A 21,852-nucleotide genomic window follows, 5' to 3' on the forward strand; every position below is an offset into this window, starting at 1 on the left:
ACGCTTGGGGCCCTGCCGGTCACGGCCAACGGCAAGATCGACCGCCGCGCCCTGCCCGAGCCCGAGATCTGCGTCACCGAGGGGCGTGAGCCGCGTACGCCGAGGGAGGAGATCCTCTGCGGCCTGTTCGCCGAGGTCCTCGGGGTCGAACGGGTCAGCCTGGATGACGGCTTCTTCGACCTGGGTGGGCACTCGCTGCTCGCGACCAAGCTGGTCAGCCGGATCCGCACCGTCCTCGGAGTCGAGCTGCCGATCAGGGCACTCTTCCAGAATCCGGACGTGGCCAGGTTGGAGCGGTACCTGGCCACCGAGCAGGCCGGTACCGTACGGCCCGCCCTGGCCGCCATGACCCGGCCCCAGCACGTCCCGCTGTCCTTCGCCCAGCAACGCCTGTGGTTCATCGAACAACTCGAAGGGCCGAGTGCCCTCTACAACACGCCCTTCGCCGTACGGCTCCACGGTTCCGTCGACACCCGGGCGTTGGAGGAGGCCCTCGGGGACCTGGCCGACCGGCACGAGGCGTTGCGGACGGTCTTCCCCTCGGTGGACGGCGTGCCGTACCAGAAGGTGCTTGAGGACGCCCGGCCGGTGCTGCACCTGACGGGTGAGCTTTCCGAGGTCGTCGGCCGTGCCTTCGACCTGGCGGCTGAGCCGCCGCTGCGGGCCTGGTTGCTGTCGTACGGTGCGGACGAGCACGTGCTGGTCCTGCTGCTGCACCACATCGCCGGGGACGGCTGGTCGCTGCGGCCGCTGTTCGACGACCTGGCCGCCGCCTACCAGGCACGACTGGCCGGGGACGCCCCTGACTGGGCGCCGTTGCCGGTGCAGTACGCCGACTACGCCCTCTGGCAGCGCGACCTCCTCGAAACCGTCCAGGACGAGCAGCTCGCCCACTGGCGCAACGCACTGGAGGGGATGCCCGAGGAGTTGGCGCTGCCGTACGACCGGGCCAGGCCCGCTGTCCCCAGCCACCGGGGCGACCTCGCCGAGTTCAGGGTGGACGCGGAACTGCACGGGCGGCTGGTCCGGGTGGCGGCCGAGCGGCAGGTCAGCCTGTTCATGCTGTTGCAGGCCGCCGTCGCGACCCTCTACAGCCGCCTCGGAGCCGGAACCGACATCCCGCTCGGCACCCCCACGGCCGGACGCACCGACGAGGCACTCGACGACCTGGTCGGCTTCTTCGTCAACACCCTCGTCCTGCGCACCGACCTGTCGGGAAACCCGACCTTCACCGAACTGCTCGACCGGGTCCGCACGACCAACCTGGACGCCTACACCCACCAGGACGTGCCCTTCGAACGGCTCGTCGAGCACCTCAACCCGCCCCGTACGCCCGCCAGACACCCGATCTTCCAGACCGTCGTCACCTTCGACAACCAGACCCGCGCCGAGCTGGACTTCGCCGGGCTGCGCGGGACCATGGAACCGGTCGGTGAGGCGCACGCCCAGTTCGACCTCAATGTCACCTTCACCGAGACCCCTGACGGCCTGACCGGTGCGATCGGGTACGCCTGCGACCTGTTCGACCACGGCACCGCGACGGCTCTGGCCGAGCGGCTGGTCCGGGTGCTGCGGGCGGTGGCCGACGACCCCGAGCTGGCGGTCGGCGCCATCGACGTGCTCTCCGACCAGGAGCGGGAACTGCTGCTGGTCACCCGGAACGACACCGCCGTGGAGACCGACTTCGGCCGTTGCGTCCACGAGCTGTTCGAGGCCGAGGCCGCCGCCCACCCCGGCACGGTCGCCGTGGTCCTCGGCGAGACCGGTGTCACCTACGCCGAGCTCAACGCCCGCGCCAACCACATCGCGCGCACCCTGCTCGACCGGGGGCTGGTTCCCGAGGAGCCGGTCGCGGTGCTGATGGAGCGGAGCGTCGAGCTGGTCGCCGCGATCCTGGCCGTGGCGAAGGCGGGCGGCACCTACGCGCCGCTCGACCCGCGTTATCCGCTACCCCGGCTGCGGCACGTGCTGGACGCGACGGACGCCCGTTTCGTCCTGGTCGACACCGAGCACACCGGGCACCCGATCGCGCAGGACCCGCTCAGGAGCGTCCTGGAGATCACCGGCTCCGGAGCCGTGGCGGAGAACCCCGGGCTGAGGATCCACCCCGACCGGCTTCTCTACGTGATGCACACCTCGGGTTCGACCGGCCTGCCCAAGGGGGTCGGGGTCACCCACCGCAACGTCGTCGACCTGCTGGCCAACCCGCAGTTCCTGACCGGCGCGCACGAGCGGACGCTGCTGCACTCGCCGACCGCGTTCGACGCCTCGACGACGGAGGTCTGGGTTCCGCTGGTGACGGGAGGCCGGATCGTGCTGGCCCCGCCGGGCGCGCTGGACGCGCACACCCTGGCCAGGACCGTCGCCGAGCACCGGGTGACGCTGGTCCAGGCCCCCTCGGGGCTGCTCAGTGTGCTGGCCGCGGAGTCGCCGGAGAGCTTCCGCGAGGTGCGGCAGGTGTGGACGGGCGGGGACGTGGTCTCGCCCGCCGCCGTCCGCGACCTGATGGCGACATGTCCTGGAATAACGGTTGTCGCGGTCTATGCCCCGACGGAGACCACGGCCATCAAGACCTGCCACATCATGACCGCCGAGACCGGCGTCCCCGCGACGGTCCCCATCGGCCGTCCGATGCGCAACACCAGGGTCTACGTCCTGGACGCCGGGCTGCGACCGACCCCGGAAGGGGTCGCGGGTGAGCTGTACATCGCGGGCACCGGCCTGTCCCGGGGCTACGTCGGCAAGCCCGGCCTCACCGCAGAGCGGTTCGTCGCCTGCCCGTACGGCCCGCCCGGCGAGCGGATGTACCGCACCGGGGACCTGGTCCGCTGGAACGCCTCCGGCGAACTGGAGTTCGTCGGCCGTGTCGACGACCAGGTGAAGATCCGTGGCTTCCGGGTCGAGCTCGCCGAGGTCGAGGCGGTCCTGGCCGCCCACTCCTCGGTACGGCGCGCCCTGGTGGTGGCCAGGGACAACCGGCTGGTCGCCTACGTCACCGGGGAGGGCGATCCCGAGCAGGTGCGCGCCTACGCCGCCGGCAGGCTGCCGGACTACATGGTGCCCGCCGCGGTCATGGTGCTGGACGCGCTGCCGGTCACGGCCAACGGCAAGGTCGACCGGCGCGCGCTGCCTGAGCCGGACTTCGGCACGGCCGGAGAGGGACGGGGACCGCGCACCCCGCGGGAGGAGATCCTGTGCGGCCTGTTCGCCGAGGTCCTCGGCGTGGAGCGGGTGGGCGTCGACGACGGCTTCTTCGACCTGGGCGGACACTCGCTGCTCGCCACCAGGCTCGTCAGCCGCATCCGCACGGCCCTGGGCGTCGAGATGTCCGTCAGGACCCTCTTCCAGCACCCCGACGTCGCCGGGCTCAGCCGTCACCTGGAGCAGGCGGGACGGGACGACGTCCGCCCGCTGCTGCTGCCGGTCGTCCGTCCGGAACGGGTGCCGCTCTCCCCCGCCCAGTCGCGGCTGTGGTTCATCGAGCAGATGAAGGGCACCGGCGGCCTCTACAACTCGCCGCTGGCACTGCGCCTTTCCGGCCCGCTCGACCTGGCCGCCCTGCGGGAGGCGCTCGGCGACGTGGTGGAACGGCACGAGGTGCTGCGCACGGTGTTCCCGGTCGAGGGTGGCCTGCCGTACCAGGAGGTGCTGGCCGGGGTGCGTCCCGAGCTGCACGTGCGGGACGTCAGGGACGAACGGCACCTGCGTGAGTGCCTCGGTCTGGCCCAGGGGCACGTCTTCGACCTGGCGGTCGAGCCTCCGCTGCGGGCCTCGCTGTTCGTCCTTGGTCGTGGGGAGCACGTGCTCGCGCTGGTCATGCACCACATCGCCGGGGACGGCTGGTCCATCGGGGCGCTGCTGCGCGACCTGGGAGAGGCCTACGCGGCGCGGCTGGCCGGGGAGGCGCCCGGCTGGGCGCCGTTGCCGGTGCAGTACGCCGACTACGCCCTCTGGCAGCGCGACCTCCTCGAAACCGTCCAGGACGAGCAGCTCGCCCACTGGCGGCGGACGCTGGAGGGGGCGCCCGAGGAGCTGGCGCTGCCGTACGACCGGCCCCGGCCGGTGATCCCGACGAACCGGGGCGACTCGGTCGAACTGCGGATCGGTCCGGAGACGCACGCCGCCCTCACCGCCCTGGCCAGGAGGGAGAACGCCAGCCTGTTCATGGTGGTCCAGGCGGCGCTGGCCGTACTGCTCGGCGGGCTCGGCGCGGGCACCGACCTGCCGGTCGGCACCGTGATCGCCGGGCGCACCGACGACGCGCTGGACGACCTGGTCGGCTTCTTCGTCAACACGCTCGTCCTGCGGACCGACCTGTCGGGCGACCCCACCTTCACCGAGCTGCTCGGCCGGGTGCGGACGCTGGACCTGGACGCCTACGGTCACCAGGACGTGCCGTTCGAGCGGCTGGTCGAGGCGCTCAACCCGGCCCGTTCGATGGCCAGGCACCCGCTCTTCCAGGTGATGCTGACGCTGCACGACACCACGGGAGAGGCTCCTGAGCTGCCCGGCCTGCGTGCGGAGGTCATGGAGCTTGAGACCGACGTCGCCAAGTTCGACCTGTCCTTCGGCCTGTGCGAGACACGCACCGGAGACGGCCTGACCGGGGTGCTCGAATACGCGACCGACTTGTTCGACCGGATCACGGCCGAGGAGATCGCGGGACGGTTCGTCCGGGTGCTCGAAGCGGTGGCGGCCGATCCCGGCCTGCGGGCCGGTCAGGTGGACGTGCTGACCCCCGCCGAACGTGAGCGCCTGCTGCGCGGTACGGAGTTCACCCCGGCGCCGAGCACGCTGAAGGACCTCTTCGAGGCGCAGGCGGCCCGCACCCCGGAACGGGTCGCGCTGACCTTCGGTGAGGAGGAGCTGACCTACGCGGAGCTGGACGCCAGGGCCAACCGGCTGGCGAACCTGCTGGTCGAACGCGGGGTCGGTCCTGAGGGCCTGGTCGCCCTGGCGCTGCCGCGCTCCGCGGACCTGGTCGTGGCGATCGTCGCGGTCATCAAGGCGGGTGGCGCCTACGTGCCGATCGACCCCGGCTATCCGGCCGACCGCATCGCCTACACCCTCGACGACGCGGCCCCGGTCCTGCTGGTCAGCACGGCCCCGACCGTGGCCGGGCTGCCCGCGACCGCGCTGCCGTACGTGCTGCTGGACGAGCTGGACCTCGGCGGCCACACGGTGACCGGCCCGGTGACCGGCCCGGCGCCGGAGAACCCCGCCTACGTCATCTACACCTCCGGCTCGACCGGCAGGCCCAAGGGCGTGGTCGTCCCGCACGGCAACGTGGTCCAGCTGATGTCCGCGACCGAACGTCACTTCTCCTTCGGTCCCGACGACGTGTGGACCCTGTTCCACTCCTGCGCCTTCGACTTCTCCGTCTGGGAGCTGTGGGGCCCCCTGCTGTACGGCGGACGCCTGGTGGTCGTGCCCTTCGAGGTCAGCCGCTCGCCGAGGGAGTTCCTCGGCCTGCTGGCCAGGGAGCGGGTCACCGTGCTCAACCAGACCCCCTCGGCCTTCTACCAGCTCGTCCAGGCCGAGGCGGAGGACCAGGAGACCGGTTCGAAGCTGGCGCTGCGCAGCGTCGTCTTCGGCGGTGAGGCACTCGACCTGAGCAGGCTCGCCGACTGGTACGGCAGGCACCCCGACGACGCGCCGGTCCTGGTCAACATGTACGGCATCACCGAGACCACGGTGCACGTCTCCTACCGGGCCCTGGACGCCGCGACCGCGGAAGGGCAGAGCCGCTCGCTCATCGGGACCGCCATCCCCAGCCTGCGCGCCTACGTTCTGGACTCCGCGCTGCGGCCCGCCCCGGTGGGGGTCGCCGGGGAGCTGTTCGTCGCCGGGGAGGGCCTGGCCCGGGGTTACCACGACCGGCCCGCGCTGACCGCGGAACGGTTCGTGGCCGACCCCTACGGCCCGCCCGGCACCCGGATGTACCGCACCGGGGACCTGGCCCGCCGGACCCGCGACGGGGAGCTGGAGTACCTCGGCAGGATCGACGACCAGGTCAAGATCCGGGGCTTCCGCATCGAGCTCGGCGAGGTCAACGCGGTCCTCGGCGCCCAGCCGGGTGTCGCGCACAGCGCGGTCGTCGTCCGGGACGACCGGCTCGTCGGTTACGTCGTCCCCAGAGGCGGTGCCGGGATCGGGGCCGGGATCGACGTGGCCGCGCTGCGGGCCGTACTGGCCGCGACTCTGCCCGAGCACATGGTGCCCGCCGCGCTGGTCGTCGTCGACGCGCTGCCGCTGACCCCGAACGGCAAACTCGACCACCGGGCGCTGCCCGCCCCCGAGTACGCCGCCGCCCAGGACGGTCGAGGACCCAGCGACGCGCGGGAGGAGGTGCTCTGCGAGCTGTTCGCCGACGTCCTCGGCCTGGACAGGGTGGGCGTCGACGACAACTTCTTCGACCTGGGCGGGCACTCGCTGCTCGCGGCCAGGCTGGTGGCGGAGGTCCGGCTCAGGGCGGGGCTCGACGTGGGCGTCCGCGACCTGTTCCAGGCGCCGACCGTCGCCGAACTGGCCGCGCTCGGCGGTTCGCCGAACCGGGAGGCCTTCCCCGTGCTGCTGCCGATCAGGGCACGCGGGACGCGCAACCCGCTGTTCTGCGTGCATCCGGCGGCGGGCATCAGCTGGGTCTACACCGGCCTGCTGGGGCACATCGACGCGGACCGCCCGATCTACGGTCTCCAGGCGCCCGGCCTGGGCGACCTGTCCCTGCACCCGGCCAGCGTGGAGAAGCTGGCCCTGACCTACGTCGAGCAGATCAGGGAGGTCCAGCCGGAGGGCCCCTACGCCCTGCTCGGCTGGTCCTTCGGCGGGGTGGTCGCGCACGCGGTCGCCGCCGAGCTCCAGGCCATGGGTGAGCGGGTCGAACTGCTCGCGATCCTGGACGGCTATCCGGAGCTCGACGAACGTCCCGCCGACCGGGACCCCGCCCTGCTCGCCGCCATCCTCACCTCCCTCGGGCAGCCCGTGGGAGAGATCCCCGCCTGGCCGGAGACCCCGCAGGAGCACGCCGCGCTCGTCGCGCACGGCCAGGGACCGCTGTCCGGGCTGAGCGGTGAGGCCGTCGCCCGCGTCATCGGGGTGTTCCTGGCCAACCTGGCGCTCGCCGCGGACAGGCCGAGACGGGCCTACGACGGCGACGTGCTCTTCTTCCTCGCCGCCGCGGACCGTCCCGGCGACGCCCCCGACCCGGCGGCCTGGCACCCGCACGTGACCGGCCGCCTCGACATCCACCCCGTCCCCGTCACACACGGCGAGATGACCGGCGCGGACGCGCTGTCGGTCATCGGTCCCGTGCTCGACTCGCACCTCTGAACCCCTCCCTGAGATTGGACGAAAAATCATGAACAAGTACGACATTCCCGAGCAGTGGCACGGCCAGGCGTCCACCCCGATCGCCCCCGCCGACGCCTACAACGGATACATCGCCGCGAACGTGGTCTTCGCCCTGGACCGCCTCGGCCTGATGGAGCGGATCGGCAGGGGCGACAGGCTCTACACCGAGGACTACGCGGGCAACGGGCGGGCGGTGGCCCTCCTGCGCGCCGCGACCTGCTGCGGCTACCTCAAGGCCGACGACGACGTCTACATCCCCACCGAAGCCGGCCAGGAGATCGCCCGCTCGCGCGGCTACTTCACCTGGGCGGTCGGCGGCTACAACGAGGTGTTCGCCAACGCCGGGCAGCTCACCGGGGGCTTACGCCACTACGACCCCAGCGACATCCACCGCGAGGAGTCGATGGTCGCTCTCGGCTCCGCCCAGTGCGACCAGGCCATGTTCGCCGCGCTGCTGGACGAGGTGCTCGACGACGTCGAGTTCGGCACCATCGCCGACCTCGGCAGCGGCAACAGCGCCCGGGTCAGCCGGGTCGTGGCCCAGCGGCCCGGAACCCGCGGCATGGGCATCGACATCAGCGAGCCCGCGACCCTCATGGCCAGGCGCGACATCGCCGCCGCCGGCCTGCAGAACCGGGTCCAGGCCGTCCAGGCCGACGTGCTCGACGTCCTCGACAGGCAGCGGCAGCTGGAGATCACCGGCGAGGTGGACACGGTGATGAGCTTCTTCCTCCTGCACGACCTGCTCGCCGACCCGAAGACCCGCGCCGACATCATGCCGCGGATGCGGGAGGCCTTCCCCAACGCGCGCAGATTCATCCTGGGCGACACCATGCTCCGCGACCGGATCGACCACGAGAGCATGCAGCCGATCTTCTCGGTCGGGTTCGAGCTGGCCCACGCCATGATGGGCATCCCCCTGCACACCAGGTCCACCTACGACCGGCTCTTCACCGACGCGGGCCTGCGCATCGCCAGGGTCGAGCCGTTCGCCACCCCGCACTCCTGGCTCTACGTCCTCGACGTGGTGTGATGATGAAGCATCTTCTGGCACAGAACGAGAACCCCTTCGGGCCGCTGCCCTCCGTCCGCGCCGCCCTGGTCCGGGCGATCGACGGCCTCAACCGCTACCCCGAGTTCCGGCCCGCCTCGCTGACCCGGACGATCGCCGCCTGGCAGGGTGTCCAGGACTCCGAGGTGATCGTGGGCACCGGCTCCGCGGGCGTCGCGCACGACCTGTTCCGCGGTCTGCTGCGCCCCGGCGACGCGGTCCTGCACAGCGACCCCTGCTTCGACGTCTACCCCATGCTCTGCGCGATGGCCCAGGCCGAGTCGGTCGCCGTGCCCCTCGGCGCCGACGCCCGGCACGACCTGGCCGCCATGGCCGGGAGGATCGACGAACGGACCCGGCTGATCGTCCTGTGCAACCCGCACAACCCCACCGGGACGGTCTACACCTGGGACGAGCTGACCGCCTTCTTCGCCCTGGTCCCGCCCTCGGCGGTGATCCTGCTGGACGAGGCGTACGTGGACTTCGCCCCCGACCTGGGGGCGCCCGAGGTGGCCGGCCGACTGGCCGACTGGCCCAACCTCGTGGTCCTGCGCACCTTCTCCAAGTCACACGGCCTGGCCGCGCTGCGGATCGGCTACGCGCTGGCCAACGCCGAGATCGTCGAGCGGGTCACCCCGCACCAGGTCCCCTACACCCCCGGACAGCTCCAGCTCGCCGCCGTCCAGGCCGCGATCGCCGCCGACGACGAGGTACGGCAGCGCATCCGGCTGATCTCCTACCAGCGTGACCGGCTGCGCGGGAAGCTGGTCGAACTCGGCTGGTCGGTCACCCCGAGCCGGACGAACTTCCTGTGGATCACGGCGGGCGACCCCGCCCGGCTCGACCTCGCGCGAGCCGCCCTCGAACGGCACGGCGTGGCCGCCCGGACCTATCCGGGACGGGCCATCCGGCTGGCCGTCGGCGACCAGGTGGCGAACGACGCGGTGATCACCGCACTGTCCACCCTCAAGAACGAGAGCACCATGCCTGTTGACGTCACCCTGGACCACATCGAACTCTACGTCGAGGACATCGCCTCGCAGATCGACCGGCTCACCACGGGCTACGGCTTCGACCTGCTGATCCCGCCGAGCCGCCGCGCCGGCTACGAGGAACAGCTGTCGGCGCTGCTCGGCCAGGGCGGCATCCGCATCCTGCTCACCCAGCCGTTGTGCGCCGAGCACCCGGCCACGGGCTACCTGAGACGGCACGGGGACGGCGTGGCCGACATCGTGCTGCGGGCCTCCGACGCGGGCGCCGTCTACACCGAGCTGATCGAACGCGGCGCGGACGGCCTGTCCCGGCCCGCCGGACGCGCCGGATGCGTCGTCGCCACGGTCTCCGCCTTCGGCGACGTCGCGCACACCCTCCTCGAACGCGCCCCCGGCGTCCCCGCCGACCGGATTCCCGGGCTACCCGACCCGCTGTCACCGGGCGAGGGAGGGGTCGGGCTGCGGACCATCGACCACTTCGCGATCTGCCTGCCGCTGGGCGAACTGGACAAGACAGTCCGCCGCTACAACGAGGTCTTCGGCTTCTCCACCATCTTCTCCGAGCGGATCGAGATCGGTGCGCTGGGCATGGACTCGACGGTCGTGCAGAACGCCGACCGGACCGTCACCTTCACCCTGATCGAGCCGCTCTCGGTGAACTCCGGCGGCCAGATCGTCACCTTCCTCGCCGACCACGGCGGCGCCGGGGTGCAGCACGTCGCCTTCGACTCGCACGACATCGTCGAGACCGTCGGTACGATGGCCCGGCGGGGCGTGCCCTTCCTGCGCGCCCCCGAGGTCTACTTCGACCGGCTGCTCGACCGGCTCACCCCGATGCGCCACTCGGTGCAGCAACTCCAGGACCTGCACCTGCTGGCCGACCAGGACCACGACGGCCAGCTCTACCAGATCTTCACCCGCTCCGAGCACCCACGCGGCACCCTGTTCTTCGAGGTGATCGAACGGGCCCGCGCCAGGACCTTCGGCAGCAACAACGTGCGCGCCCTGTACGAGGCGGTCGAACTGCAGAACAGCGCCAGGGAGAGCACGGGGAGCCCGGGGAGTGCGGAATGACCCGGCTCGCCGTGACGGACTTCGCGGCCGAGGCGAGAGCCGTACTGGACACCTCGGTCTGGGACTGGCTCGACGGGGGCGCCGAACGCGAGTGGACGGTCGCGGGCAACAGGGCGGCACTCGACCGCGTCGCCCTGGTCCCCCGCGTCCTGGCCGACGTCTCCGGCTGCGACATCAAGACGACGCTCGTCGACAGCGGGGCGAACCTGCCGGTGGCGATCGCGCCGGTGGCCTACCACCGGCTCTTCCACCCCGAGGGGGAACTGGCCACCGCGCGGGCCGCCGCCGCGGCGGGCGTGCCCTTCACCGTCGGCACGCTGAGCAGCGTCGGCCTTGAGGAACTCGCCGAGACCGGCGCGGTCCTGTGGTTCCAGCTGTACTGGCTGCGCGACCGGGGCCGCCTCCTCGACCTGGTACGGCGGGCCGAGGAGGCGGGCGTCGAGGCGCTGGTCGTCACGGTCGACGTGCCCTTCATGGGGCGGCGGCTGCGGGACGCGGCCAACGGCATGACCCTGCCGCCGACGGTCCGCGCCGCGTTGCTGGACGAGGGCTCCTCGGGCCGCGCCCACCGGTCGGCCCGGGACTCCTCCGCCATCGCCTCGCACACCGCCGAGATCTTCTCCCCCGCCGTCACCTGGCACGACATCGCCTGGCTGCGCGGCCAGACCCGGCTTCCCCTGCTGCTCAAGGGGGTGCTCGACCCCGAGGACGCCGTGCGCGCGGCGGCGGAGGGGGCGCGCGGCGTGGTCGTCTCCAACCACGGCGGCCGCCAGCTCGACCAGGCCGTCCCCGCGGCCATGGCGCTGCCCGCCGTGGCCGAGGCGGTCGCGGGGCTGCCGGACTCACGCTTCCAGGTGCTGGTCGACAGCGGCATCCGCAGCGGCTCCGACATCCTGTCGGCCCTCGCGCTCGGCGCCTCCGGCGTCCTGCTCGGCCGGCCGGTGATCTGGGGTCTGGCGGCCGGAGGCGAGAGCGGCTGCGCACGGGTGCTCTCCCTCCTCGAAACCGAACTGCGCAACGCCCTGGGGCTCGCGGGCTGCCCGGACCTGCGGTCCGCGACGCGCCTGCGGGTCGCCCGCATGCCCTACTTCCCGGGAAAGACGCCATGACCGTACGGACTCCACTCCGAGACGACCTGAGCCTGGACGACCTGCACGGCTCGCTGACCGACCCGGCCATGAGCTCGATGAACCTGCTCAACGAGATATCGATGCGTTACCCGGCGGCGATCTCCTTCGCCGCCGGGCGACCGGCCGAGGACTTCTTCGACGTCGCCGACGTCCACGAGTACCTGGAGGTCTTCCACGACCACCTGCGCACCGAGCGGGGCCTGACCGAGCGGGAGGCCCGGAGCCTGCTGCTCCAGTACGGCAGGACCAAGGGAATCATCCACGACCTGGTCCGTGAACACCTGCGGGTCGACGAGGACGTCCACGTCCCCGCCGAGTCGATCGTGGTGACCGTCGGCTGCCAGGAGGCGATGTTCCTGGTGCTGCGGGCGCTCGCCACGACGCCGCAGGACGTGCTGCTGGCCGTCTCCCCCACCTACGTCGGCCTGACCGGCGCCGCCCTGCTGACCGGGTTGCCGGTCTGGCCGGTGCGCGGCGGGGAGGAGGGGCTGGACCTGGCCGACCTGCGCGCCCAGATCGACCGCGCCAGAGCCCAGGGGCTGCGACCCCGCGCCCTCTACCTGGTGCCGGACGCGGCCAACCCCACCGGGGTCAGCCTGCCCCCTCACGTGCGTCAGGAGGTGCTGAGCCTGGCGTCGGCCGAGGACATCCTCCTGCTTGAGGACAACCCCTACGGCTTCTTCGGCGGGGGCGAGCCGCTGCCGACCCTCAAGGCCATGGACACCGAGCGAAGGGTCGTCTACCTGGGATCCTTCGCCAAGACCGCGCTGCCGGGCGCCAGGATCGGCTATGTCGTGGCCGACCAGCGGATCTCCGACGGGTCGCTCCTGGCCGACCGGCTGGCGATGATCAAGAGCATGACGACGGTGAACACCTCGCCGATCGCCCAGGCCGTCATCGGCGGCGCCCTGCTCAAGCACGGCTGCAGCCTCCGCGCGGCCAACCGCAGGCAGATCGACCTCTACCGCAGGAACCTGCGGCTCGTCCTCGACGGGCTGGCCGAACGCTTCCCGCCCGGCCGCGGGGTCACCTGGACCACCCCGTCCGGCGGCTTCTTTCTCGTGGTGACCGTCCCCTTCCCGGTCGACGACGAACTGCTCGAACACTCGGCGAGCCACCACGGCGTCATCTGGACGCCGATGTCGCACTTCTGCCCGGACGGCGGTGGGGAACGGCAGCTCAGGCTCTCCCTCAGCCAGGTCACCCCGGAGACGGCCGGTCAGGGCCTGGACCGGCTGTCCGCCCTGATCGAGGAACGGCTGCGCTGAGCGGGACCTCCAGCGTGCGGGGTCTCCGCTCTTCCGCCCACGGCCTCCGGGACGCGGTGACCGTCAGCCCGGCGGAGGATGATGCAGGGATGCTGATCCGTATTGAGGCGTCCGAGTTGCCGGGGCGGGAGTGCGAGCGGGCACCGGGTTTCCCCGGCTACCGGAACATTCACGTGGGAGTGCAACGAAGGGAGCACCCCGGCGAGTTGCTCGACCCGCGTCCGGCGGACGTTCCCTCGGTGGTCTGGGAGCTGGAGGCGACCACGAGCCGCAGGGAGACCGGGTGGGACCTGCGGGGCCCGTATGTGCAGGGCAGGCCGGGCGGCCGGTTCGTGTACCTGTCGTGGGGGGCGGTCGACGACGCCGGGGTGTTCTCCATGTTCCGCCGCGCGAAGCTCATGCTGGACGGAGTCCCCGCGGCCGTGCTGGACACCGCGGTGGAAGGCGGGCTGCTGGTGGCGCGGCTGGGGCTGACGGACTCCCACGGTCACCCGTTGTGCGCGGCCGTCCGCCCGCCGCTGGTGGAGTGGTCGGCCCCCGCTCGCTGAAACCCTCCGTCGGCGGGACAGGCGCCGAGGGGACGGCGGTTCAGTAGCCGATGGTGAAGCGCCGCTGGACGAATCGAGGCAGTTCCGCCTCGTCGACGAGGGCGACGGCGGCGTCCTCCGAGGAGATGCGGCTGCGTCCGTCCGCATCGAGGACCGGCTGGTCGCCGCCGATCCTGAATCGGCCGGTGCGCGGGCCGGGGGCGATCTCCTCTGCCGGGCTGAAGTAGGTCCACAGCCGGTTGGAGGTGCGCAGGACGTTCAGGGCGTCCCGGTGCCCGCGCACGGCGGCCGCGTACTCCCTGGGCAATCCCAGCTGGTCGAGGCTCCGGTGCAGGAGTTCGTCGGAGTCCGCCCGGGTGAGGCCGGGCTCGATTTCCAGGCTGCCCGCGCCGCCGATCACGATCAGCCGGGTCCGGGGGTGGCTCTCCAGCGCCTTGAGCAGCGCCCGGGCGGCGCCGGCGTAGACCGTGGGGTCGGCGATCGAGCGCGACACGGTGTCGTCGAAGTCTCGGGCGGCGTTGCCGGGCTGGTATCCGCTGATCAGGACATCCATTCCGGGCAGGACCGCGGCGATGCTTTCGGCGTCGAGGACGTCAACGGTCTTCCAGACGATGTTCTCCCGGTTCTTCTGCTCTTCGCCGATCCGGGTGGCGTCGCGGGTGAGCGCCGTGACGTGATGCCCTCGCAGGAGGGCTTCGGTGACGACACGGCTTCCGATGCCGCCGGTGGCTCCGATGATTCCGATGCGCATGGGTCTCCTCGTTCATTGAGTGGCGTGAAGGAACTATACGGCGTGAAGTTTCCGTACGCCAGTCATCCAAGTGACGCTGTAGAGTGATCGCTGTGGGAAGCATGGGAGGACGACGCGAACGGCTGCGGGCCGAGACCACAGCGGAGATCAAGCAGGTCGCGCTCAAGCTGATGGCCACGGGCGGACCCGACGCGATCACCCTGCGGGCCATCGCCCGCGAGATGGGCATGACCGCCAACGCGATCTACGGCTACTTCGCCACCCGTGACGACCTGGTCACCACACTGATCAACGAGGTGTACACCGCGCTGGCCGACGCCGTGGACTCCGCATGGGCCGAAGCCGCCGCCGCTCATCCGGCCGGTCGGATCCAGACATGGGCGCGAGCCTTCCGGGACTGGGCCCTGGCCAACCCCGAGGGATTCCGCCTCATCTACGGCGACCCCGTGCCCGGTTACCAGGCACCCGAGGGCGGTGCCGCCCCGGACGCCGCACACCGGGTCTGCACCGGCATCGCCGCCCTCGCCGACGCCGCCTGGCCGTACGCCGAATCTCTTTACGCGCACAGCGACTTCCAGTGGTCCGACTTCGACGACGGGCTGCTCGGCAAGGTTCGTCCGGCGTTTCCCGACCTGCCACCGGCCGGCGTGGCACTCGCACTACGCATCTGGGGCCATCTGCACGGCCTGGTGTCACTGGAGATCTACGGACACCTGCACACCCAGACGATCAACCCCGACAAGCTCTTCCAAGAAGAACTGACCCAGCTCGTCCGATCACTGGGCGTTGCGCCCGAAGCATGACAGCGACCGCGGGCCTGCCCCGGGCCCAAGCACGTCCGCGTCGCGACGCGGTCTTCTCGTCGCCCGCCCCTGAAGCCCGTAGACGGACGAGGCACGCGGGCTTGGCCGCCGCCCAGAGGGATTTCGGCATCAGGGGCCGGAAAGCCGAGCCGACGTCGACCGATGAGGACCGCACCTGTGAGCGCCGCCGGATCACTCACCCAGCGTCGACGCGGGAACAAGGAACCGCCGAGTACGGCCTACGGCGGCCGGTACAGGCGAGCCGAGGCGGCGGGTCGCCAAGGGTGGGCCGGGACAAGCCCGGGTTCGCGGTGATCGTGCGATGGGAACCACCGGGTCACCGGCCCCCGGCGTGGTTGATCGAACCGGAAGCCGATGGGTGACGTCAAGGCAGCGGGTACACGAGGGCGTCCCCTCCGCCCTCGGGGCCTCCGCTGATCAGGGCGACCCCGGTGGAGCCCTCGTAGACCGAGCCGCCGCTGTCTCCTTCGGCCGCCTGAACGGTGGTGAGGGCCAGGCCGTAGACCGGCCCGTCACCGTAGTTGGTGGTGACGTCAAGGCTGACGACCGTGCCGCAGGTGGTGCCGGTCGTGGCGCCGGTCTTGCACAGCTCCTGGTTGATCGACGGCCTGCCGAACCGGGTGATCGGCTGGATGCTCCCGTCGGCCTGACGGACAGCCGAGGGAAGCTGCCAGCCGGTGGTGGGGGTGATGTAGGAGATGTCGCCGCCCGGATAGTGGAAATCGGTGATCCTACCCAGGAGCTGGCCGGCCAGACCCCAGGTGATCCCGGCCTTGCGGCAGTGTCCTGCGGTGAGGACGGCCGGCTGCCCGTTCCTGGTGACGTTGAAGCCGGTCGTGCAGTAGACGCCGCTCTGGGTCACGATCTGCTGGCCCCCGTAGACGGTCTCGGCCAGGGCGGCGGAGCCGGTCATCGGCGGACGGAGCGGTGCCGTCGCGGTGGAGACATAGGGCCTGACGGGTTCATCCACGGTGAACGTGCTGGTGAGATCGGAGGGGCCGGCCGTCAGGAAGGATCTGGTCGTGACATCGAGGGGGCCTTTCAGTACCGCGATGCGGACCTTGCCTTCTGCGGCGTTGATGTACCAGTACTGCGCGTTGCCGGCTTTTCCCTGTTCGGCGAGCCGGTCGAGCTGTGCCTTCAGCTCTGTCAGTTCGGGAAGCGGGGCCGCCGTCCGCGGGGTGCTCGAAGAGGCGGAGGCGGGGAGCGCGTATCCGGAGACGATCACTGTGAGGACCGTCGCGAGGGCGTGGGAGAAGAGTCGGGGGAAGCGCGATCGCACAGGGGACTCCTGTAGCCAGAAGGGTTCAGTAACACACAGATATCTACCAACTACTTAGAGTCACCAAACCCGGGATCTACGTCCGGCGGGTAGGAGGTCCTTCCTGCGACCGTGTCCTCAACCGTCAGGCAACCCGCTCCAACGCCCCAACAGGAAGGCGGAGCGACCGCCGGTCAACTGAGCCGAGCCGATTCGGGTCCGATCCGGCGAGCCACGAAGCGGGGCCATGCGGCCGAAATATGGCAAAGAGGAAGGTCCCCGTTCCCGCCGATCGGTGCTCACCTGAAGGTGCCCCTCTCACTTGGCCATGAGGAGCCACCCATGAGAATTCGCCGCTTACTCGCAGTCCTCCTCGCGACGGCGTTGAGCACCGGCATCCTGGCCGCACTCGCACCCGCCCCCGCGATCGCGTCCACCGGCCGCCAGGCAAGTGCGGTCACGAGCATCGTGTGGATGCCCTACTGGAACTACGAAGTCGGCGACCTCGTCTACGGCCTGACCAACCGTTCCGCTATGTACAGGTGCCTTGTCGACCACTTCTCCATGCCCGAGTGGGCACCGGAGGACGCCCCCGCCCTGTGGCAGCGGATATGACCCGTCCCCTCTCCATGGCGGACTTCTGCGGCGTCACCCACCGGGGAGAGCGAGCAGGACGGTCGACGGGCCTTCGTCGGCGCGGGTTCGAGCCGTTGACGTAGGCGGTCCGCGCAGGGCCGCAGCGTACAGCCGGTCCCAGGACCGGACGAGATCGCGTACGGCTCGTTCGACACGAACCATGAGTGGTACCGAATGCGTACGCGCCGCCGTCGAACGCCGTGATTTCTCGACAGCGACCACCGTCAGCGCAGCCGTGACACAACCATGACACGGCGCGGACGAGGCCGGGACGCGGCCGATCGACAGTGGACGAGGTCGACGGCGAGAGAGCAGGGCCTCGAACCGCTCCTGACCTGAACCGTTCTCCGTGGGCTGGAAGCCCTGCCTGCCAGGTCGGAGGCGGTCTGCGGCACGGTGACCGTACCGGTCGACGGGTCGAAGCCGAACGGGCCGCCTGCCCAGGGGCCCGGCCCGATGTGAGGCCATGACCCGGTGCCTGCGTCGGGCCGGGGGCGTCTCCCCCGTCAAGCAGGGCGAGATGAGCCGGCCGTGACCGTCCTTCGGGCGGAAGGCCACGGCGAAGATGATCACGAAAAGGAGAAGGCGTGACTGATGACAGGAACCGGGGTTGGCGTTCGCCGGTATGGGGCGCCGCCGGTGTCGTCATGTTGACGATGGCCTGTGCCGGGCCCGCCACCGCCGCTCCGGCGCGGGCCGGGAACGTGCAGAGGGCGATGGAGGAACTGGCCAGGGTCCCCGGGGTCGTGGGGGCCGTCGGCGGGGCCTACGTCGATGGGAGATCCATCGGGCTGGGCAGCGCAGGCTCCCGGTTGCTGAACGGCAGGGGCGGGAGGATACCCACGAACGCCCGCTTCCGGATCGGGTCGCAGACCAAGGAGATGGTGGCCACCGTGGTGCTGCAACTGGTCGAGGAGGGCAGGCTGGGCGTGGACGACAAGCTCGGCGACCTGCTGCCGGTGGTGGCGAAGGAGAACCTGGTGGCGCGCGCCGATGAGATCACGGTACGGCAGATGCTCCGGCACACCTCCGGCATTCCCGACTGGTACGCCAAGGAGCCGAACCCGGACGGGAGCGAGGGAGACGTCTCGTTCGACGTGTTCGACTTCACGACCCCCTATCAGCCGCTCGATCTGGTGAAGTGGAGCCGCGGTCGGCCCCGTACCGGGGAACCGGGTGAGAAATACTCCTACTCCAACACCAACTACACCCTCCTCGGCATGATCATCGAGAGGCTGACCGGCCACGACCTGGCCACCGAACTGCACAGGCACCTGTTCGGCCCGCTCGGGATGACCAGGACCTACCTTCCCGTCAGGCCGCCGGAAGGCATCAAGGGGCCACACGGCCATGGCTACTACCCCGACGCCGACGGCGAACTGCGCGACGTGGACCGGTTCAACGCCGGTTTCGGCGGAGCGGCCGGAGGGGTGGTCTCCACCGCGCACGACGTGAGCGCCTTCAAAAGGGCGTTCTCCCAGGGCAAGCTACTGCCGCCGGCACTCCAGCGAGTCCTGACGGACCGGTTGCCCAACGACCCACCCCCGGGTGGGGGCGGCCCCGCCTTCTGCGACGGCGAACTCGACGGCTTCTTCATGGGCGGGAGCACCGCCGGATACCTCGCCATGACCTTCTCCACGAAAGACGGCAGCCGTCAGCTCTCGATGTCGACCACCCTGAGCGTCAAGGACATCAGCGGGCCGGCCGAAGGCATGTTCAAGGCTGTGGAGACCGTCTTCTGCCCATCCTCGTCAGCTGATTGATAATGATCCGTTCTGGGTCTATCCCGTATTGGTCTTTCCCTCGTCTGCACATCGAGCCCTAACCTGCGCATATGACGCTTCAACTGACCGCAGCACCGGACATCGCACTCACGCACACCGCCGATTTCGAGTCCGCTCTCACGGGTCTCGCGAAGGCCGCGGCCACCGAGCCCGGTGTGCTCGACGACGGATTCCGGCGCGACCCGACCCACCCGGGCCCTCCCCGATGTCGTGACCTTCGTCGGCGACCTCCCGCTGCGGCCGGCCACCGACTCCCACGCGCTCCTCGAAGCCACCTCCGTCCTCACCCAGATTCCGATGCTCCGTACCCAGCGAGGCCGGCGGCAGTTCTCAGCGGGAGCTTCCAGGTCACCCGGAGCGTTCTGGACGGAGGTCGTCATGCATAAGTTGGTGGTCCTGTATTCCAAGCCCGCCGACCCTGACCACTTCCGCGACTACTACGTGACCAACCACCTTCCGCTGGTCATGGATTGGCCCGGCCTGCTTGCGTGGCGCTACAGCTTCGACGTGGCGGCCACGGGAGAAGCGCCGTATTTCGCGGTCTTCGAAGGCGACTTCGCTGACGCCGCCGCCATGGCCGCGGCACGGGAGTCGCCGCAAGGCCGGCGACTGGCCGCCGATGTCGCCAACTACGCCACCGGCGGTGCGGTCATCATCCACTATCCGGTGCAGGACGGCACCGGCTGAGGCAGGACGGTACGCTCCGGTGCGCGTTCGGTCGGCCGTCGCGGCCGGGTCGGGCTGTCGGTGCGACGCCGTTCGCGGTTGCCGGTTCGTTGAGCGTCAAGGGGGGCCGATGTCCTGGCCGGATGTCACGGTGGTCGATGCGTGCGTGCGGCGTGACGGCCGGGGCGGCAGCCCCACGGCCGTCACCGACGACGACCCGGCGGCGACGGACGCGGACCGGCGTGCGGTCGCTGCTGCGGCCGGCACCTCGCACGCGGCGTTCCTCGGCCCGGAGCGGACGCCGGACGGTGGCCGGCCGGTCCGGTTCTTCACCGCCACCGCCGAACTGTCCGGCTGCGGCCACGGCACCGTTGCCGCGCAGGCCGTCCGGTTGACCCGCGCCGCGCTGGGCGAGCTGAACGACCGCCAACACACCGGCGGGCGCACGTTCGACACCGTGGCGATCCGCCGACCCGCCGGCATCGAGGTGTGGTTCGACCAGGGCCTCGTCGCGCTGCGTCACCCGGCGCCGGACGAGAGCGCCGCGATCGTCGCCGCGCTCGGGCTCACCGCGGACGACCCGCATCCGACCGACGCGCCACGGATCGCCGCGCCCGGCGCACCACGCATGCTGGTACCGGTCCACGACCGGTCGGCGCTGCTCCGGGTCCACCCACACCTCGGCAGGCTGACAGCGGCGTGTCGGCGGTACGGGCTTCTCGGCTGTTTCGTGTACGTACCGCCGGTGGGCGACCGACCGGGTGCGGCACGGATGTTCGCGCCGGCGATCGGCGTCGACGAGGACGTCGCCAACGCCAACAGCACCGGCTGCCTGGCCGCCCACCTGCTCGACACGACAGGGGCGCAGACGGTCACGATCGAGGTGGAGCAGGGCGACACCCTCGGCCGACCGGCCAGCGTGCTCGCTTCGGCCCGACGCGGACCGGCGGGCATCACGACCCGGGTCGGTGGGTTAGCGGTGGTCCGCGACGGACACCGAGGCGACGACTAGACCGTCCTCTTCTACGATCCGCGCATGGGGCTTTCGCGATGGCACTCATCGGCCTGGTCCGTGTCAGCACCGACAAGCAGAAGACCAGCTTCGGGAGGAGGACGCCCACAAGGTCAGCCAAGGCGCGGGCCGGAAGCTTCTTTCGTCTCCCTACCTACCTTTTGGCGTTCGACCCCGACCCCTGCCGCTTGTCGGCCTGGGAAACCCCGAAACGCTGGGCCTCCCGGTCTGATCGATGCCCTGCGGCACGCCCGTTGCGTCCGCTCCATGACCTGCGGCGCGTCGGTCGCGTCCGTAGAGGTCGCCGGTCCTAAGGCAACAGGACAACGGCTGAGCGGGCTTCGAACCCCCGGGTCATGTCATGTCGCGCCGATCGCGCAGGATTTCGACGCCGTCGCCGTCAAGTTCATCGCAGAACACCGAGCGTCCGGTCGTGGCCATCACCAGCGCCAGGGTGGTGCCGGACACCAGCGGGCCGGAGCCCGTGGTGAAAGGGCCGTCGGCGGCGACGAGCCGCAGGCCGGCGATCCGTCTCTTGGCGGCGACGACCAGGTCCGAACTCCGGTAGTAGTCGGCCACCCGGGTGAGGGTCTCGATCGGGTAGTCATGGCGAATTCCCAGCGGCCGTCGGATGTCCTCGGCGTGCACGATCGTCTCACCCAGCATCGCGATGACCGGGAGAGGCGGCTTGGTGGTGCTCGTGATGACGCGGCGGAACCTGTCATGCGTCTCGGCCGCGGTCGCGCCCAACTGTTCGGCCAGCCGCATGGCGACCTGCTTGTCGAAGTCGAACCGGTAGCGGATCACCCCCGTAAGCCACCGCACACCATTGAGGCTCGCCCCTGCGGTGAGGTGCGCCAGCACCTCCCGCACCGTCAATCCGGCGCACAACGACGGCGTCGTCCACTGCTCGTCGACCAAGTCCACCAGGTCGCCCGCCAGAGCCGCTCGCTCGGCATGCACCAGCGGCCAGAGGTCGGCCACGTGAGCGCCCCGTGCTTTGGGTGCCGGATCGGTCATGTCAGACGGCCTTTTCTCGTCAGTCACAGGAGTCCTCGCGTCAGGTTGGTTAGGACGGTCGAAGGTGAAGACTTCCGCCAGGGGACGAAATCGTCGCTCATGAGCGACAATTCCGGCCAGTTTGCCGATTCAGGCCCTTCTGGATCTGTCCCCAGCGGGATCCCAACGCCCGCGATCCCCCCTCTGATCCGAGGGGCGCCGATGACGGAACCGTGACAGCGGCAGACCGGGACGAACCCACTGCCCAACAGACGGCCGCCGAGCAGATCGGGCCACCCTACTTGCCTGACGTGGCTACCGACCTTCAAGCGGCTGACCAGATAGTTCATTCAGCTACGACCGGACGATGCCTCGGGAACCCTTGAGGAGTTCGACCGGGCGCGGTTCGACGCCTGCCTTGACCACCTCGTCGCCACCGTCCCCGGGGCGGTCGGTTAGGGGTCGAGGAATCTCCGTGCCGGAGCGTGCGCCAAGCGTTCCGAGTC

14 protein-coding genes are annotated in these 21,852 nt (G+C 70.6%); 11 read left to right on the plus strand and 3 right to left on the minus strand.

From position 1 onward, the window contains the following. The 6 genes from ACIBVQ_RS33190 to ACIBVQ_RS33215 form a co-directional block, all read left to right on the plus strand. Window positions 1-7,329 (plus strand): amino acid adenylation domain-containing protein (locus ACIBVQ_RS33190; protein WP_399182326.1); only part of this gene is annotated, 7,329 nt, incomplete at its 5' end. A 28-nt stretch (window positions 7,330-7,357) separates the two neighbouring features. Continuing rightward, window positions 7,358-8,383 (plus strand): hypothetical protein, encoded by a 1,026-nt coding sequence (locus ACIBVQ_RS33195; RefSeq protein ID WP_362913246.1) that lies wholly within the window; start codon window positions 7,358-7,360, stop codon window positions 8,381-8,383. Beyond that, window positions 8,383-10,467 carry a 4-hydroxyphenylpyruvate dioxygenase gene (hppD, locus tag ACIBVQ_RS33200; RefSeq protein ID WP_399182328.1) on the plus strand — a complete coding sequence of 695 codons (2,085 nt, stop codon included), beginning with the start codon at window positions 8,383-8,385 and terminating at the stop codon, window positions 10,465-10,467. The genes ACIBVQ_RS33195 and hppD overlap by 1 nt, the downstream gene beginning before the upstream one ends. Further along, the gene (locus ACIBVQ_RS33205; RefSeq protein WP_399182330.1) at window positions 10,464-11,576 is read left to right on the plus strand and encodes an alpha-hydroxy acid oxidase; all 1,113 of its coding nucleotides are present in this window, start codon (window positions 10,464-10,466) and stop codon (window positions 11,574-11,576) included. The genes hppD and ACIBVQ_RS33205 overlap by 4 nt, the downstream gene beginning before the upstream one ends. Beyond that, on the plus strand, window positions 11,573-12,865 hold the full coding sequence (locus ACIBVQ_RS33210) for a PLP-dependent aminotransferase family protein (RefSeq protein WP_399182332.1): 1,293 nt from the start codon (window positions 11,573-11,575) through the stop codon (window positions 12,863-12,865). The genes ACIBVQ_RS33205 and ACIBVQ_RS33210 overlap by 4 nt, the downstream gene beginning before the upstream one ends. A gap of 89 nt (window positions 12,866-12,954) precedes the next feature. Next, window positions 12,955-13,413, plus strand: a complete 459-nt coding sequence (locus ACIBVQ_RS33215; protein WP_399182334.1) for a DUF5990 family protein — start codon at window positions 12,955-12,957, stop codon at window positions 13,411-13,413. Window positions 13,414-13,453: 40 nt separating this feature from the next. Here the strand turns inward: ACIBVQ_RS33215 and ACIBVQ_RS33220 are convergent, their stop codons facing one another. Further along, on the minus strand, window positions 13,454-14,164 hold the full coding sequence (locus ACIBVQ_RS33220; RefSeq protein ID WP_399182336.1) for an NAD(P)-dependent oxidoreductase: 711 nt from the start codon (window positions 14,162-14,164) through the stop codon (window positions 13,454-13,456). 101 nt (window positions 14,165-14,265) lie between these two features. Here ACIBVQ_RS33220 and ACIBVQ_RS33225 point away from each other — a divergent pair, with 101 nt between their 5' ends. Next, window positions 14,266-14,967, plus strand: coding sequence for a TetR/AcrR family transcriptional regulator (locus ACIBVQ_RS33225; RefSeq protein ID WP_399182494.1), 702 nt, complete (start codon window positions 14,266-14,268; stop codon window positions 14,965-14,967). A 385-nt stretch (window positions 14,968-15,352) separates the two neighbouring features. Here the strand turns inward: ACIBVQ_RS33225 and ACIBVQ_RS33230 are convergent, their stop codons facing one another. Then, window positions 15,353-16,270, minus strand: coding sequence for a S1 family peptidase (locus tag ACIBVQ_RS33230; RefSeq protein WP_399182338.1), 918 nt, complete (start codon window positions 16,268-16,270; stop codon window positions 15,353-15,355). A 321-nt stretch (window positions 16,271-16,591) separates the two neighbouring features. Here ACIBVQ_RS33230 and ACIBVQ_RS33235 point away from each other — a divergent pair, with 321 nt between their 5' ends. From ACIBVQ_RS33235 to ACIBVQ_RS33250, 4 genes are all read left to right on the plus strand, one after another. Then, window positions 16,592-16,864, plus strand: a complete 273-nt coding sequence (locus ACIBVQ_RS33235) for a carbohydrate-binding protein (protein ID WP_399182340.1) — start codon at window positions 16,592-16,594, stop codon at window positions 16,862-16,864. Window positions 16,865-17,472: 608 nt separating this feature from the next. Then, complete coding sequence (locus ACIBVQ_RS33240) at window positions 17,473-18,648, plus strand: serine hydrolase domain-containing protein (RefSeq protein WP_386194142.1); 1,176 nt, start codon at window positions 17,473-17,475, stop codon at window positions 18,646-18,648. 399 nt (window positions 18,649-19,047) lie between these two features. Then, window positions 19,048-19,356: an EthD family reductase gene (locus ACIBVQ_RS33245; RefSeq protein WP_386194140.1), complete on the plus strand. Its 309-nt coding sequence runs from the start codon at window positions 19,048-19,050 to the stop codon at window positions 19,354-19,356. Window positions 19,357-19,465: 109 nt separating this feature from the next. Beyond that, a complete protein-coding gene (locus ACIBVQ_RS33250; RefSeq protein WP_399182343.1) occupies window positions 19,466-20,347 on the plus strand; it encodes a PhzF family phenazine biosynthesis protein in 882 nt (293 codons plus the stop codon). 354 nt (window positions 20,348-20,701) lie between these two features. On the opposite strand, the gene ACIBVQ_RS33255 is transcribed toward ACIBVQ_RS33250, so the two are convergent. Beyond that, window positions 20,702-21,367, minus strand: a complete 666-nt coding sequence (locus ACIBVQ_RS33255) for a maleylpyruvate isomerase family mycothiol-dependent enzyme (RefSeq protein WP_399182496.1) — start codon at window positions 21,365-21,367, stop codon at window positions 20,702-20,704. Window positions 21,368-21,852: the final 485 nt, after the last annotated feature.

Origin of the sequence: Streptosporangium sp. NPDC049376, assembly GCF_044466505.1 — a bacterium.
In the GTDB taxonomy this organism is placed as follows: domain Bacteria; phylum Actinomycetota; class Actinomycetes; order Streptosporangiales; family Streptosporangiaceae; genus Streptosporangium.

What these genes read in the sequence shown, in the direction of transcription:
- ACIBVQ_RS33195 (WP_362913246.1), top strand. Translation starts at nt 7,358, where the DNA reads ATGAACAAGTACGACATTCCCGAGCAGTGGCACGGCCAGGCGTCCACC.
- hppD (WP_399182328.1), top strand. Translation starts at nt 8,383, where the DNA reads ATGATGAAGCATCTTCTGGCACAGAACGAGAACCCCTTCGGGCCGCTG.
- ACIBVQ_RS33205 (WP_399182330.1), top strand. Translation starts at nt 10,464, where the DNA reads ATGACCCGGCTCGCCGTGACGGACTTCGCGGCCGAGGCGAGAGCCGTA.
- ACIBVQ_RS33210 (WP_399182332.1), top strand. Translation starts at nt 11,573, where the DNA reads ATGACCGTACGGACTCCACTCCGAGACGACCTGAGCCTGGACGACCTG.
- ACIBVQ_RS33215 (WP_399182334.1), top strand. Translation starts at nt 12,955, where the DNA reads ATGCTGATCCGTATTGAGGCGTCCGAGTTGCCGGGGCGGGAGTGCGAG.
- ACIBVQ_RS33220 (WP_399182336.1), bottom strand. Translation starts at nt 14,164, where the DNA reads ATGCGCATCGGAATCATCGGAGCCACCGGCGGCATCGGAAGCCGTGTC.
- ACIBVQ_RS33225 (WP_399182494.1), top strand. Translation starts at nt 14,266, where the DNA reads ATGGGAGGACGACGCGAACGGCTGCGGGCCGAGACCACAGCGGAGATC.
- ACIBVQ_RS33235 (WP_399182340.1), top strand. Translation starts at nt 16,592, where the DNA reads ATGAGAATTCGCCGCTTACTCGCAGTCCTCCTCGCGACGGCGTTGAGC.
- ACIBVQ_RS33245 (WP_386194140.1), top strand. Translation starts at nt 19,048, where the DNA reads ATGCATAAGTTGGTGGTCCTGTATTCCAAGCCCGCCGACCCTGACCAC.
- ACIBVQ_RS33250 (WP_399182343.1), top strand. Translation starts at nt 19,466, where the DNA reads ATGTCCTGGCCGGATGTCACGGTGGTCGATGCGTGCGTGCGGCGTGAC.
- ACIBVQ_RS33255 (WP_399182496.1), bottom strand. Translation starts at nt 21,367, where the DNA reads ATGACCGATCCGGCACCCAAAGCACGGGGCGCTCACGTGGCCGACCTC.